General features: G+C 66.9%; 9 protein-coding genes. All 9 read left to right on the top strand.

What is annotated here, in order from left to right:
- Positions 1-18 precede the first annotated feature (18 nt).
- The 9 genes from rplL (at position 19) to tuf (ending at position 14,454) form a co-directional block, all read left to right on the top strand.
- On the top strand, positions 19-402 hold the full coding sequence (rplL, locus tag O7632_RS05955; protein ID WP_278112073.1) for a 50S ribosomal protein L7/L12: 384 nt from the start codon (positions 19-21) through the stop codon (positions 400-402).
- A gap of 671 nt (positions 403-1,073) precedes the next feature.
- On the top strand, positions 1,074-4,505 hold the full coding sequence (locus O7632_RS05960) for a DNA-directed RNA polymerase subunit beta (RefSeq protein ID WP_278112075.1): 3,432 nt from the start codon (positions 1,074-1,076) through the stop codon (positions 4,503-4,505).
- Between the two features lie 132 nt (positions 4,506-4,637).
- On the top strand, positions 4,638-8,525 hold the full coding sequence (locus tag O7632_RS05965; RefSeq protein WP_278112076.1) for a DNA-directed RNA polymerase subunit beta': 3,888 nt from the start codon (positions 4,638-4,640) through the stop codon (positions 8,523-8,525).
- Between the two features lie 94 nt (positions 8,526-8,619).
- Positions 8,620-8,970 (top strand): hypothetical protein, encoded by a 351-nt coding sequence (locus O7632_RS05970; protein ID WP_278112078.1) that lies wholly within the window; start codon positions 8,620-8,622, stop codon positions 8,968-8,970.
- 233 nt (positions 8,971-9,203) lie between these two features.
- A complete protein-coding gene (locus O7632_RS05975; protein ID WP_278119869.1) occupies positions 9,204-9,587 on the top strand; it encodes a hypothetical protein in 384 nt (127 codons plus the stop codon).
- A 474-nt stretch (positions 9,588-10,061) separates the two neighbouring features.
- Positions 10,062-10,436: a 30S ribosomal protein S12 gene (gene rpsL / locus O7632_RS05980; protein WP_278112080.1), complete on the top strand. Its 375-nt coding sequence runs from the start codon at positions 10,062-10,064 to the stop codon at positions 10,434-10,436.
- Between the two features lies 1 nt (position 10,437).
- Positions 10,438-10,908, top strand: coding sequence for a 30S ribosomal protein S7 (gene rpsG, locus O7632_RS05985; protein WP_278112081.1), 471 nt, complete (start codon positions 10,438-10,440; stop codon positions 10,906-10,908).
- A gap of 70 nt (positions 10,909-10,978) precedes the next feature.
- On the top strand, positions 10,979-13,075 hold the full coding sequence (gene fusA, locus O7632_RS05990; RefSeq protein ID WP_278112083.1) for an elongation factor G: 2,097 nt from the start codon (positions 10,979-10,981) through the stop codon (positions 13,073-13,075).
- Positions 13,076-13,260: 185 nt separating this feature from the next.
- Positions 13,261-14,454: an elongation factor Tu gene (gene tuf, locus O7632_RS05995; RefSeq protein WP_278112085.1), complete on the top strand. Its 1,194-nt coding sequence runs from the start codon at positions 13,261-13,263 to the stop codon at positions 14,452-14,454.
- The last annotated feature ends 212 nt before the right edge of the window (positions 14,455-14,666 follow it).

Genomic DNA, 14,666 nt, shown 5'->3' on the forward strand with positions numbered 1-14,666 from the left:
ATTGAAAGGATGCCAGCCATGGCGAAGCTCAGCACCGACGAGCTGCTCGACGCGTTCAAGGAGATGACGCTGATCGAGCTGTCGGAGTTCGTGAAGCAGTTCGAAGAGACTTTCGACGTCACCGCCGCCGCGCCGGTCGCGGTGGCCGCCGCCGGTCCGGCCGCCGCCGCGGTCGAGGCCGAGCCGGAGAAGGACGAGTTCGACGTCATCCTTGAGGCTGACGGCGGCAAGAAGATCCAGGTCATCAAGGTTGTCCGGGAACTGACCGGACTCGGCCTCAAGGAAGCCAAGGACCTGGTCGAGGCCGCGCCGAAGGCCGTTCTGGAGAAGGCCAACAAGGAAGCCGCCGACAAGGCCAAGGCGAAGCTCGAGGCGGAGGGTGCGAAGGTCACCCTCAAGTGACCTGACCCACATCGCGCGCGAAAGCGGGCGGCGATCCCCATCGGGGGTTGCCGCCCGCTTTCGTTCGAATACCCGGTGCGATTGCCCGATGATCAGGGCATTTCGCCTTCCGGCCTGCTCCGAGAGGTCGATGGAGCGCCGGCTGCCAGGCCGAAGCGTGTTGACCTAGCCGCTCGGCAGGCCTTGACGCGGCCGGTGACGGCAGGCACGCTGACTAGAGCAAAACTGATCCGTGGCTCGCCAAGAGCTTCGGGAGCGCCAAGAGCTTCCGGAGCGCCAACGGCCACCCTGCCAAGGGCATCGGGACGCCAACGGCACCGGTACGCCAACGGCGGCAGCGGTTCAGGCTTGCGACGGCCATCGCTGGGTAATGGCTCCAGCGGCGGGCGCCGACGGTGGCGCACCGCAGCAGCCAGCCCCACGAGGTCGGCGTGGAAGTGTCGCGTTCCGAGCGGCGCGTAGATGCCCCAGGATGGGCGTCCGTGTCCGGCTCCGCGATGCTCTGCGGCGACTGGCTGGACAGCGGTTAGCCGCTCGGCTACACTGCTAGTTTGCGCTGCCTTCCGACTTGCCTCGCGCCCGGAATGTCCGATCCTGGATATTTTGACCGAGGTTCTTTGGAGTGCGCGCGAAACAGCCGTCTGCAGCACCGGTCCTCGGAAGGACGCATCTTGGCAGCTTCCCGCCCTGCGAAGACCAGCCGTACGTCGAGCGCTTTCGCTCCTCGCCGGATTTCATTCGGCCGGATCACCGAACATCTCGAGGTCCCCAACCTGCTGTCCATCCAGACCGAGTCGTTCGACTGGCTGGTGGGCAACGAGGCTTGGCAGGGCCGGTCGGCTGACGACCCGCACGCACGTTCAGGCCTCGCGGAGATTCTCGACGAGATCAGTCCCATTGAGGACTTCTCTGGCACTATGTCGCTTTCCTTCTCCAGCCCACGCTTCGACGAGGTCAAGGCCTCGATCGAGGAGTGCAAGGAGAAGGACCTGACCTACTGCGCACCGCTCTTCGTGACCGCGGAGTTCACCAACAACACCACTGGCGAGATCAAGAGCCAGACGGTGTTCATGGGTGACTTCCCGATGATGACGCCGAAGGGCACCTTCATCATCAACGGCACCGAGCGTGTGGTGGTCAGTCAGCTCGTCCGGTCGCCGGGCGTGTACTTCGACAAGCAGCCCGACAAGACCTCCGACCGCGATCTGTCCAGCGTCAAGGTGATCCCGAGCCGGGGTGCCTGGCTGGAGTTCGACATCGACAAGCGGGACACCGTGGGTGTCCGCATCGACCGCAAGCGGCGTCAGGCCGTGACCGTCCTGCTCAAGGCCATCGGTTGGTCCGCCGACCGGATCCGGGAGCGGTTCGGCTGGTCCGAGCTGATGATGACCACCCTGGAGAAGGACCACATCGCCGGGGCGGACGAGGCGCTGCTCGACATCTACCGCAAGCTCCGTCCTGGCGAGCCGCCGACCCGCGAGAACGCGCAGACGCTGCTCGACAACCTGTTCTTCAACCCGAAGCGGTACGACGTCGCCAAGGTCGGTCGGTACAAGTTCAACAAGAAGCTCGAGTTGAACGTCCCGATCAACTCCGGGACGCTGACCGAGGACGACATCGTCGCCACCGTCGAGTACCTCTGCCGGCTGCACGCCGGCGAGGAAGGCTACGAGGCCGACGACATCGACCACTTCGGCAACCGGCGGCTGCGTACCGTCGGCGAGCTGATCCAGAACCAGGTACGGGTCGGCCTGTCCCGGATGGAGCGGGTCGTCCGCGAGCGGATGACCACCCAGGACGTCGAGGCCATCACGCCGCAGACCCTGATCAACATCCGCCCGGTGGTGGCGGCGATCAAGGAGTTCTTCGGCACCTCGCAGCTGTCCCAGTTCATGGACCAGACCAACCCGCTCGCCGGGTTGACCCACCGCCGGCGGCTCAGCGCCCTCGGCCCGGGTGGTCTGTCCCGGGAACGGGCCGGCTTCGAGGTCCGCGACGTGCACCCGTCGCACTACGGCCGGATGTGCCCGATCGAGACGCCGGAAGGCCCTAACATCGGCCTGATCGGCGCGCTGTCCACCTTTGGGCGGGTCAACCCGTTCGGCTTCATCGAGACGCCGTACCGCAAGGTGGTCGACGGCCGGGTCACCGACCAGATCGACTACCTGACCGCAGACGAGGAGGACCGGTTCGTCAAGGCGCAGGCCAACGCGCCGTTGATGGCCGACGGCACCTTCGCCGAGGAGCGGGTCCTGGTCCGACGCAAGGGTGGTGAGGTCGACTTCGTCTCGCCGGCCGCCGTGGACTACATGGACGTCTCACCGCGGCAGATGGTCTCCGTGGCCACCGCGATGATCCCGTTCCTGGAGCACGACGACGCCAACCGGGCACTGATGGGCGCGAACATGCAGCGTCAGGCGGTGCCGCTGGTCAAGGCGGAGTCCCCGCTGGTCGGCACCGGCATGGAGTACCGCGCGGCGGTCGACGCCGGCGACGTGGTGCTGGCCGAGGCCGGTGGCGTGGTCGAGGACCTCTGCGCCGACTACGTCACGGTGCACCAGGACGACGGCCACCGTCGGACCTACCTGCTGCACAAGTTCCGCCGCTCCAACGCCGGCTCCTGCGTCAACCAGAAGCCGACCGTCTTCGAAGGCGACCGGGTCGAGGCCGGCCAGGTCATCGCGGACGGCCCGTGCACCGACGAAGGCGAGATGGCCCTCGGCCGTAACCTGCTCGTGGCGTTCATGCCGTGGGAGGGCTACAACTACGAGGACGCGATCATCCTGTCCCAGCGGCTGGTGCAGCAGGACGTGCTCACCTCGATCCACATCGAGGAGCACGAGGTCGACGCCCGGGACACCAAGCTCGGCCCGGAGGAGATCACCCGCGACATTCCGAACGTCAGCGAGGAGATGCTCGCCGACCTCGACGAACGCGGCATCATCCGGATCGGTGCCGAGGTCGTTCCCGGCGACATCCTGGTCGGCAAGGTCACCCCGAAGGGCGAGACCGAGCTGACCCCGGAGGAGCGGCTGCTGCGGGCGATCTTCGGTGAGAAGGCCCGGGAGGTCCGGGACACCTCGCTGAAGGTGCCGCACGGCGAGACCGGCACGGTGATCGGCGTACGGACGTTCTCCCGCGACGACGGCGACGAGCTGCCGCCGGGCGTCAACGAGCTGGTCCGGGTCTACGTCGCCCAGAAGCGCAAGATCCAGGACGGCGACAAGCTCGCCGGCCGGCACGGCAACAAGGGTGTCATTTCCAAGATCCTCCCCGTCGAGGACATGCCGTTCCTCTCCGACGGCACGCCGGTCGACGTCGTGCTCAACCCGCTCGGTGTGCCGGGCCGGATGAACATCGGGCAGATCCTGGAGACCCACCTCGGGTGGGTGGCCAAGACCGGTTGGAAGGTCGAGGGCGACGACGCCGAGTGGAAGGCCGCGCTGCGGTCCATTGGATCGGACGAAGCCGAGCCGGACACCAACGTCGCCACCCCGGTCTTCGACGGTGTCCAGGAGGAGGAGATCACCGGCCTGCTGGGCAGCACCCTGCCCAACCGGGACGGCGTCCAGCTGATCGGCAGTTCGGGCAAGGCCCAGCTGTTCGACGGACGGTCCGGCGAGCCGTTGCCGGACCCGATCGCGGTCGGCTACATCTACATCCTCAAGCTCAACCACCTGGTCGACGACAAGATCCACGCACGGTCGACCGGCCCGTACTCGATGATCACCCAGCAGCCGCTCGGCGGTAAGGCCCAGTTCGGTGGCCAGCGCTTCGGTGAGATGGAGTGCTGGGCGATGCAGGCGTACGGCGCCGCCTACGCCCTCCAGGAACTGCTGACCATCAAGTCGGACGACGTCCTGGGCCGGGTCAAGGTCTACGAGGCGATCGTCAAGGGCGAGAACATCCCCGAGCCGGGCATCCCCGAGTCGTTCAAGGTGCTGCTCAAGGAGCTGCAGTCGCTGTGCCTCAACGTCGAGGTGCTCTCCAGCGACGGCGTGGCCCTGGAGATGCGTGAGACCGACGACGAGGTGTTCCGGGCCGCGGAGGAACTCGGTATCGACCTGTCCCGGCGGGAGCCGAGCTCGGTCGAGGAAGTGTGAGGTTCGAGTGAGGTCTGGGGCGGCTCGACCCGCTCCGGGCGGTCAGGCTTGATCCCTTCGCGGGTCGAGCCGCCCCAGACCCCTCGCACCACGGAATCAGCAGCAACGACGACGACATAGGGGACACGAAACGTGCTCGACGTCAACTTCTTCGACGAGTTGCGCATCGGCCTCGCTACCGCGGACGACATCCGTCAGTGGTCGCACGGCGAGGTCAAGAAGCCCGAGACGATCAACTACCGCACCCTCAAGCCGGAGAAGGACGGGCTCTTCTGCGAGAAGATCTTCGGCCCGCAGCGGGACTGGGAGTGCTACTGCGGCAAGTACAAGCGCGTCCGCTTCAAGGGCATCATCTGTGAGCGGTGCGGCGTCGAGGTGACCCGGTCCAAGGTTCGTCGAGAGCGGATGGGGCACATCGAACTCGCCGCTCCGGTGACGCACATCTGGTACTTCAAGGGTGTGCCGAGCCGGCTCGGTTACCTGCTGGACCTGGCGCCGAAGGATCTCGAGAAGATCATCTACTTCGCGTCGTACGTGATCACCGGGGTTGACGTCGAGGCCCGGCACCGGGACATGTCCACCGTCGAGAACGAGATCCACGCCGAGAAGCGTCAGTCCGAGAACAGCCGTGACTCGGAGATCGAGAAGCGCGCGGCCAAGTTGGAGGCCGACCTGGCCGACCTGGAGGCCGAGGGCGCCAAGGCTGACGTACGGCGCAAGGTCAAGGAGTCCGGCGAGCGCGAGATGCGCCAGATCCGCGACCGGGCGCAGCGCGAGATCGACCGGCTCGACGAGGTGCTGGACACCTTCCGTAAGCTGGATCCGAAGCAGCTGGTCACCGACGAGCTGCTCTACCGGGAGCTGCGGGACCGTTTCGGTGAGTACTTCACCGGCGGGATGGGCGCCGAGGCGATCAAGACCCTGCTGCACAACATGGATCTCGACGCCGAAGCCGACAACCTGCGGGAGATCATCCGTACCGGTAAGGGTCAGCGCAAGATCCGGGCGTTGAAGCGGCTCAAGGTGGTCGCGGCGTTCCTCAGCACCCGCAACTCGCCGCAGGGCATGGTGCTCGACTGCGTACCGGTGATCCCGCCGGACCTGCGCCCGATGGTGCAGCTTGACGGTGGCCGGTTCGCGACCAGCGACCTCAACGACCTGTACCGCCGGGTGATCAACCGGAACAACCGGCTCAAGCGGCTGATCGACCTGGGCGCGCCCGAGATCATCGTCAACAACGAGAAGCGGATGCTGCAGGAGGCCGTCGACGCGCTGTTCGACAACGGCCGCCGTGGCCGGCCGGTCACCGGCCCGGGTAACCGTCCGCTGAAGTCGCTGTCCGACATGCTCAAGGGCAAGCAGGGCCGGTTCCGGCAGAACCTGCTCGGCAAGCGGGTCGACTACTCCGGCCGGTCGGTCATCGTCGTCGGTCCGAAGCTCAAGCTGCACCAGTGCGGTCTGCCCAAGCAGATGGCGTTGGAGCTGTTCAAGCCGTTCGTGATGAAGCGCCTGGTGGACCTCAACCACGCGCAGAACATCAAGTCCGCCAAGCGGATGGTCGAGCGGCAGCGGCCGGTTGTGTGGGACGTGCTCGAGGAGGTCATCTCCGAGCACCCGGTGCTGCTCAACCGGGCGCCGACCCTGCACCGCCTCGGCATCCAGGCGTTCGAGCCGCAGCTGGTCGAGGGCAAGGCGATCCAGATCCACCCGCTGGTCTGCACCGCCTTCAACGCCGACTTCGACGGTGACCAGATGGCGGTGCACGTACCGCTGTCGGCCGAGGCGCAGGCCGAGGCCCGGATCCTGATGCTGTCGTCGAACAACATCCTCAAGCCGTCCGACGGCAAGCCGGTGACCATGCCCACCCAGGACATGATCATCGGGCTGTACCACCTCACCCACCGGACCGAAGGTCTGCTCGGTGAAGGCCGGGCGTTCAGCTCGGACGCCGAGGCCAGGATGGCGTTCGACAACGGTGAGCTGCACCTGCAGTCACCGGTGCGGATCCGGTTGCACGGGGTGGTCGACGTCGACAACGGCCCGGGTGGGGCGCGGTGGACCGCCCCGGAGGGCTGGCAGCCGGGTGAGCCGCTGACCGTCGACACCACCCTCGGCCGGGTGCTGTTCAACGAGGTCATGCCGGTCGGGTACCGGTTCGTCAACTACGAGATCCGCAAGAGCCAGCTGTCGGCGATCGTCAACGACCTGGCCGAGCGTTTCCCGAAGGTGGCCTTGGCCGCCACCCTCGACGGACTCAAGGAGGCCGGCTACCACTGGGCCACCTGGTCGGGTGTGACGATCGGCATGCAGGACGTCATCGCGCCGCCGCACAAGCAGGAAACCCTGGAGCGGTACGAGAAGGAAGCCGACCGGATCGACAAGCAGTACCAGCGTGGTCTGATGACCGGCGAAGAGCGACGCGGTGAGCTGATCGAGATCTGGACCAAGGCGACCAACGAGATCGCCAAGGACCTGGAGACGGCGCTGCCGCAGGAGAACCCGCTGTGGAAGATGATCCACTCGGGTGCCCGAGGCAACCTGCTCCAGCTGCGTCAGATCGCCGCGATCCGCGGCCTGGTGGCCAACCCGAAGGGCGAGATCATCCCGCGGCCGATCAAGTCGAGCTACCGGGAAGGTCTGTCCGTGCTGGAGTACTTCATCTCCACGCACGGTGCCCGTAAGGGTCTGGCCGACACGGCGCTGCGGACCGCCGACTCGGGCTACCTGACCCGTCGTCTGGTCGACGTCTCCCAGGACGTCATCATCCGGGAAGAGGACTGCGGCACCGACCGGGCGATCACCATGCAGGTCGGTGAGCGCCTCGACGGCAAGCTCGTGGTGCACGAGTTCGCCGAGACCGGTGTTCACGCCCGTACCCTGGCCGAGGACATCAAGGGCGCCGACGGAGAGGTCGTCGTCGAGCGCGGTGCCGACCTCAACTCGATCCTGGTCGACAAGCTGATCGCCGCCGGAGTGGAACACGTCCGGGTGCGCAGCGTGCTCACCTGCGAGTCGAAGCTCGGCGTCTGCGGTGCCTGCTACGGTCGGTCGCTGCCGACCGGCAAGACCGTGGACATCGGCGAAGCGGTCGGCATCATCGCCGCCCAGTCGATCGGTGAGCCGGGTACGCAGCTGACGATGCGGACCTTCCACACCGGTGGTGTCGCCGGTGAGGACATCACCCAGGGTCTGCCCCGCGTCCAGGAGATCTTCGAGGCCCGGGTCCCGAAGGGCAAGGCGCCGATCGCCGACACCCCGGGTCGGATCCGGATCGAGGACGGCGAGCGGTCCCGGAAGATCATCATCGTGCCGGACGACGGCAGCGACGAGATCGTCCACGACAAGATTTCCAAGCGGGTCCGACTGCGGGTGCACGACGGCACGCACGTCACCGTCGGCGAGAAGCTCACCGAGGGCACGATCGATCCGCACGAGCTGCTGCGGATCCTGGGCCCACGGGCGGTGCAGGTCCACCTGACCCAGGAGGTCCAGGAGGTCTACCGCTCGCAGGGTGTGCTGATCCACGACAAGCACATCGAGATCATCATCCGGCAGATGCTCAAGCGGGTGACGGTCATCGACTCCGGTGGCACCGAACTGTTGCCGGGCGTACTCGTCGACCGCGCGGTGTTCGAGTCGGAGAACCGCCGTCTGGTCGCCGAAGGCGGCGAGCCGGCCGCTGGCCGGCCGATGCTGATGGGTATCACCAAGGCGTCGCTGGCCACCGACTCCTGGCTCTCGGCGGCCTCCTTCCAGGAGACGACCAGGGTGCTCACCGACGCGGCGATCAACGCGCGCAGCGACTCGCTGATCGGCCTCAAGGAGAACGTGATCATCGGAAAGCTCATCCCGGCCGGTACCGGCATCAGCAAGTACCGCAACGTCCGGGTCGAGCCGACCGAGGAGGCGAAGGCCAAGGTCTACTCGATGACCGGGTACCCGGAGACCGACTACGGGTTCGGGCCGGCCAGCGGGCAGGCGGTTCCGCTGGACGACTTCGACTTCGGCTCCTACCGCTGACTCCGAGCACCAGATGTGAAGGTGCCTGCTCCACCATGAGTGCGGTGGAGCAGGCACCTTCAGCTTGTAGGCTGGCGGGGTGCAGGTGACCCCGGTGCCCGCCGTAGCGCGGGAGACGCCGCGGCATCCCGCCGACCCCGATCCGGTGCGCTCCACCAAGGCAGGTGCCGTCTTCGCTCTCGGCTTGGTGGCGGCGATCACCGGGCTGCTGGTCGGGGGTGTCGTGCCGGCGACGCTCGCGCTGCTGCTCGCCCGGCAGGCGCGGCGCGAGGCATACCGGTCCGGCGGCTACCTGACCGGCGCTGTCTGGCTGCGCCGCGGCGAGCGGTTGGCCTTGGCCGGGCTGCTCCTCGGCGCGGTGACGTTGACGGTCGCGGTCGTGTTCGGCGTCTTCAGCTGGGCGACGGGACCGGTCGGACAGGACTTCGATCCCGGCATCGATTGACGTTCGATTGACGCGGCACTGGTCGAACCCGAGCCGACCCCCACCCGACCGGCACCCGGGTGCAGGACCGGACCGGACGGGACGGACCGGCAGACGGGCAGGACGGGACCGGCAGACGGGCAAGACGGCCGGCGACGTACGAGGAGGACGTGGTGACCCAGTTCACGGACCATGGTTCGCCTGACTGGCGCGTTGCGCCGCCGCCACCGGAGGCTCGGCTGACTCCCCGGCGGGTGGAGCAGGTGCCGGGGACGAGCTTCGGCCTGGTGCACCTCGAGGTCCGGCCGGTCGTCTCCGGCCTGGCGGTCGGCGCTCTGGTCGCTGGCGTGGTAACGGTGCTGGCGTCGTTCTTGGTCGGCTGCCTGGGCGCCGGCGGAGCGGACAGCGGCTGGGGTGGCTGGGTGGCCGGCGCGTTCGCCTTGCTCAGCGGTGCTTTCGGAGTGGCCGGGGTGGCGCTGGGGATGCTCGGTCTGCGGCAGATCCGGCAGGTCGCCCCACCGCCGGCGGTGCGGTTCACCGGACGTGGCCTGTCGATCGCGGGCATCAGTTGCGCTGGTGCGGGTCTCGCCTTCACGGTGGTCGGATTCGGCGCGACGATGCTTCTCTTGGTCGCCTGAGTCCCGCGAGTCGCTGGACCCGTGCCCCCGTACGGCTGAGTCGACTGCCCGGCAGGCCGGCCCACGGACGAGCCGGTACACTGGGTCATCGGAGTGGTTCGCCGCAGGCGGACAGGTGAACACAGAGGCGGGGTGTCGCTCGGCGGGCATCGAGGAATCGATGCGTGCCCTGGCACGGTCGGCTCGCCGTTTTGACCTGCGCGTGTGCGGTGGGTACTCTCTCCCCTTGTGCCCGGCATGACCGGGCAAGTCGTGCGTGCGCCCGATCTGGTCACGGCCATCGAGCAGCGTCATGACAGGTGCAGATCCCGGCGGGTGACAGCAAATCGGCCGGGTCCGCGTGCGGGCGACACGCCCGACCGCGGGTGCCGGTGCCCCGCCTGGGAGCGTCGGTCGGAATGTAGGAGAGTCGTCCACCCGGACGACTGAGGTGACAGCGCGGCCGCTCGCGGCCGAAGGGAGCGAAGGAACCCGGTGCCCACGATCCAGCAGCTGGTCCGCAAGGGCCGCCAGGCCAAGACGAGCAAGACCAAGACGCCTGCGTTGAAGGGCAGCCCTCAGCGTCGTGGCGTGTGCACCCGTGTGTACACCACCACCCCCAAGAAGCCGAACTCCGCGCTGCGCAAGGTCGCCCGGGTGAAGCTGAGCAGCCAGATCGAGGTCACCGCCTACATCCCCGGCGTCGGTCACAACCTGCAGGAGCACTCGATCGTGCTGGTGCGTGGCGGCCGGGTGAAGGACCTCCCTGGCGTCCGATACAAGATCGTCCGTGGTTCGCTGGACACCCAGGGTGTTCGCAACCGCAAGCAGGCTCGCAGCCGCTACGGCGCGAAGAGGGAGAAGAGCTGACATGCCGCGTAAGGGCCCTGCTCCGCGCCGGCCACTGGTCGCGGACCCGGTGTACAACTCGCCACTGGTCACTCAGCTGGTGAACAAGATTCTGCTGCGTGGCAAGCGTCAGCTGGCGGAGCGCATCGTCTACGGCGCCCTGGAGGGCTGCCGGGAGAAGTCCGGCACCGATCCGGTCGTGACCCTCAAGCGCGCCATGGACAACGTCAAGCCGACCCTCGAGGTCCGCAGCCGCCGAGTCGGTGGCGCGACCTACCAGGTGCCGGTCGAGGTCCGGCCGTCCCGGGCGACCACGCTGGGGCTGCGCTGGCTGGTGCAGTACTCCAAGGCCCGCCGGGAGAAGACCATGATCGAGCGGCTGATGAACGAGCTGCTCGACGCGAGCAACGGTCTGGGTGCCGCGGTCAAGCGTCGCGAGGACACCCACAAGATGGCGGAGTCCAACAAGGCCTTCGCGCACTACCGCTGGTAAGCAGCCGCTGTCATGCCCTTCGGCATAGCCGCGCAGACACAGTCGACGACGAGACGAAGTAGGGATTGAAGTGGCCGCCGCAGACGCGCTTGCCAACGTACGCAACATCGGCATCATGGCGCACATCGATGCCGGTAAGACCACGACCACTGAGCGGATTCTGTTCTACACCGGCATCACGTACAAGATCGGCGAGGTCCACGAGGGCGCCGCCGTCATGGACTGGATGGAGCAGGAGCAGGAGCGGGGGATCACCATCACCTCCGCCGCCACCAAGTGTGAGTGGAAGGGCCACACGATCCAGATCATCGACACGCCCGGCCACGTCGACTTCACGGTCGAGGTCGAGCGGTCGCTGCGGGTGCTCGACGGCGCGGTGGCGGTCTACGACGGCGTGGCCGGCGTGGAGCCGCAGACCGAGAACGTCTGGCGGCAGGCCGACAAGTACAAGGTTCCCCGGATGTGCTTCGTCAACAAGCTCGACCGGACCGGAGCCGACTTCTTCCGCTGCGTGCAGATGATGATCGACCGGCTCAACTCCACCCCGCTGGTGCTGCAGATCCCGATCGGGCTGGAAGGCGACCACATCGGCGTCGTCGACCTGGTCGAGATGCGGGCGCTGACCTGGCGCGGCGAGACCCAGAAGGGCGAGGACTACGCGATCGAGGAGATCCCGGCCGACCTCGCCGACGCCGCCGCCGAGTGGCGCGAGAAGCTGGTGGAAACCCTCGCCGACGTCGACGACTCGATCATGGAGAAGTACCTCGAGGGTGAGGAACTCTCCGTCGCCGAGATCAAGGCCGCCATCCGGCGGGCGACGCTCGCCGACAAGGGCAACCCGGTGCTCTGCGGCTCGGCCTTCAAGAACAAGGGCGTGCAGCCGATGCTGGACGCCGTGGTCGACTACCTGCCGTCGCCACTGGACGTTCCGGCGATCGAGGGTACGGCCACCGACGGCGAGACCCCGATGCTGCGTAAGCCGTCCAACACGGAGCCGTTCTCTGGTCTGGCCTTCAAGATCCAGACCGACCGGCACCTCGGCAAGCTCACGTACGTCCGGGTCTACTCCGGCACGCTCGAATCCGGTTCCCAGGTGATCAACTCCACCAAGGACCGCAAGGAGCGGATCGGCAAGATCTACCAGATGCACGCCAACAAGCGTGAAGAGCGGCCGGCCGCGTACGCCGGTGACATCATCGCGGTCCAGGGACTCAAGCAGACCACCACCGGGGACACCCTGTGTGACCCGGCGAACCCGGTCATCCTGGAGTCGATGACGTTCCCGGAGCCGGTCATCGAGGTGGCCATCGAGCCCAAGACCAAGGCCGACCAGGAGAAGCTCAGCACCGCCATCCAGCGGCTGGCCGAGGAGGACCCGACTTTCCGCGTCAAGAACGACGAGGAGACCGGGCAGACGGTCATCGCCGGCATGGGCGAGCTGCACCTGGACATCCTGGTCGACCGGATGCGCCGCGAGTTCAACGTCGAGGCCAACATCGGCAAGCCGCAGGTGGCGTACCGGGAGACCATCCGCAAGCTGGTCGAGAAGGTCGAGTACACCCACAAGAAGCAGACGGGTGGCTCCGGCCAGTACGCCCGGGTGATCGTCAAGCTCGAGCCGTTGCCGCTAGACAGCGACGCACCGACGTACGAGTTCGCCAACGCGGTCACCGGTGGCCGGGTGCCGAGGGAGTTCATCCCGTCGGTCGACGCCGGTGCCCAGGACGCCATGCAGTACGGCATCCTCGCCGGTTACCCGCTGGTCGGCGTCAAGCTGACGCTGCTCGACGGGCAGTACCACGAGGTCGACTCGTCCGAGATGGCGTTCAAAATCGCCGGTTCGATGGTGCTCAAGGAGGCCGCCCGTCGGGCGGACCCCGCGCTGCTCGAACCGATGATGGCCGTTGAAGTCACCACTCCGGAGGAGAACATGGGTGACGTCATCGGCGACCTCAACTCCCGGCGTGGCATCATCCAGGCGATGGAAGAGCGTGGCGGAGCCCGCGTCGTCCGCGCCCTGGTGCCACTGTCGGAGATGTTCGGCTACGTCGGCGACCTGCGGTCGAAGACCCAGGGCCGGGCGAGCTACAGCATGCAGTTCGACTCCTACGCCGAGGTTCCGCAGAGCGTGGCGAAGGAGATCATCGCGAAGGCGACGGGCGAGTAACGGGTCCGGGGAGCGATCCCCGGCCCGTCTCGGGCGAACTGCGTACCGGGCCTGAAGGCGTGACCGCCGCAAGACCCAAGCACTTCCCGGTCGCCGACATCGGACCGGAAAGGCTGTCGACAGAGTCCTAAGCGCCCCAACGGCGCGCCGGGCGTACGAACCAAGAAGTCCACAGGAGGACACCAGTGGCGAAGGCGAAGTTCGAGCGGACTAAGCCGCACGTCAACATCGGCACCATTGGTCACATCGACCACGGTAAGACGACGCTGACGGCGGCCATCACCAAGGTTCTGCATGACAGGATGCCGGACCTCAACCCGTACACGCCGTTCGACGAGATCGACAAGGCGCCGGAGGAGAAGGCCCGCGGCATCACGATCTCGATCGCGCACGTCGAGTACCAGACCGAGGCGCGGCACTACGCACACGTCGACTGCCCCGGTCACGCCGACTACATCAAGAACATGATCACCGGTGCCGCGCAGATGGACGGCGCGATCCTGGTGGTCGCGGCGACCGACGGTCCGATGCCGCAGACCCGTGAGCACGTGCTGCTGGCCCGTCAGGTCGGCGTGCCGTACATCGTCGTGGCGCTCAACAAGAGCGACATGGTCGACGACGAGGAGCTGCTCGAGCTGGTCGAGCTCGAGGTCCGCGAGCTGCTGTCGGCCCAGGAGTACCCGGGCGACGACCTGCCGGTGGTACGGGTCTCCGCGCTCAAGGCGCTCGAGGGCGACCCGGAGTGGACCGACAAGCTCATGGACCTGATGAACGCGGTCGACACCGCGATTCCGCAGCCGGAGCGCGAGATCGAGAAGCCGTTCCTGATGCCGATCGAGGACGTCTTCACGATCACCGGTCGGGGCACCGTGGTGACCGGACGTGCCGAGCGTGGCGTGCTCAAGCCGAACGAGGAGGTGGAGATCGTCGGCATCCGCGAGAAGTCGATGAAGACGACCTGCACCGGTATCGAGATGTTCCGCAAGCTGCTCGACGAGGCACGGGCCGGTGAGAACGTCGGTCTGCTGCTGCGTGGTATCAAGCGCGAGGACGTCGAGCGCGGCATGGTGGTCATCAAGCCGGGTACCACCACCCCGCACACCGAGTTCGAGGCGACGGTCTACATCCTCTCCAAGGAGGAAGGTGGCCGGCACACGCCGTTCTTCCAGAACTACCGTCCGCAGTTCTACTTCCGGACCACCGACGTGACCGGCGTGGTCACGTTGCCGGAAGGCACCGAGATGGTCATGCCGGGTGACAACACCTCGATGACCGTCAAGCTGATCCAGCCGATCGCGATGGAAGAGAACCTCAAGTTCGCGATCCGTGAGGGTGGCCGGACCGTCGGCGCCGGTCGGGTCACCAAGATCATCAAGTGAACTGGTAGCCCGATTGGCCTTGTCGTACCCCGGTACGGCATACTAGTCAGGTTGCGTCCGCGCAGGGTGGCTGGCTGCCCAGCAGTCAGCCACCCTCGCTCGGTGTCCGGGGTTGTTGCCCGCGCTGCCGTCGACTCACATGGCATCACCGATATCGCTGTTCGATGTCGGCCTGATCGTGAGACACGACACGCGGTGCTGCTCCGGAACCC

This window comes from Solwaraspora sp. WMMD406 (assembly GCF_029626025.1).
Lineage (GTDB): Bacteria > Actinomycetota > Actinomycetes > Mycobacteriales > Micromonosporaceae > Micromonospora_E.

Coding starts and splice junctions, on each gene's coding strand:
- rpsG (WP_278112081.1), top strand. CDS start 10,438: ATGCCGCGTAAGGGCCCTGCTCCGCGCCGGCCACTGGTCGCGGACCCG.
- rplL (WP_278112073.1), top strand. CDS start 19: ATGGCGAAGCTCAGCACCGACGAGCTGCTCGACGCGTTCAAGGAGATG.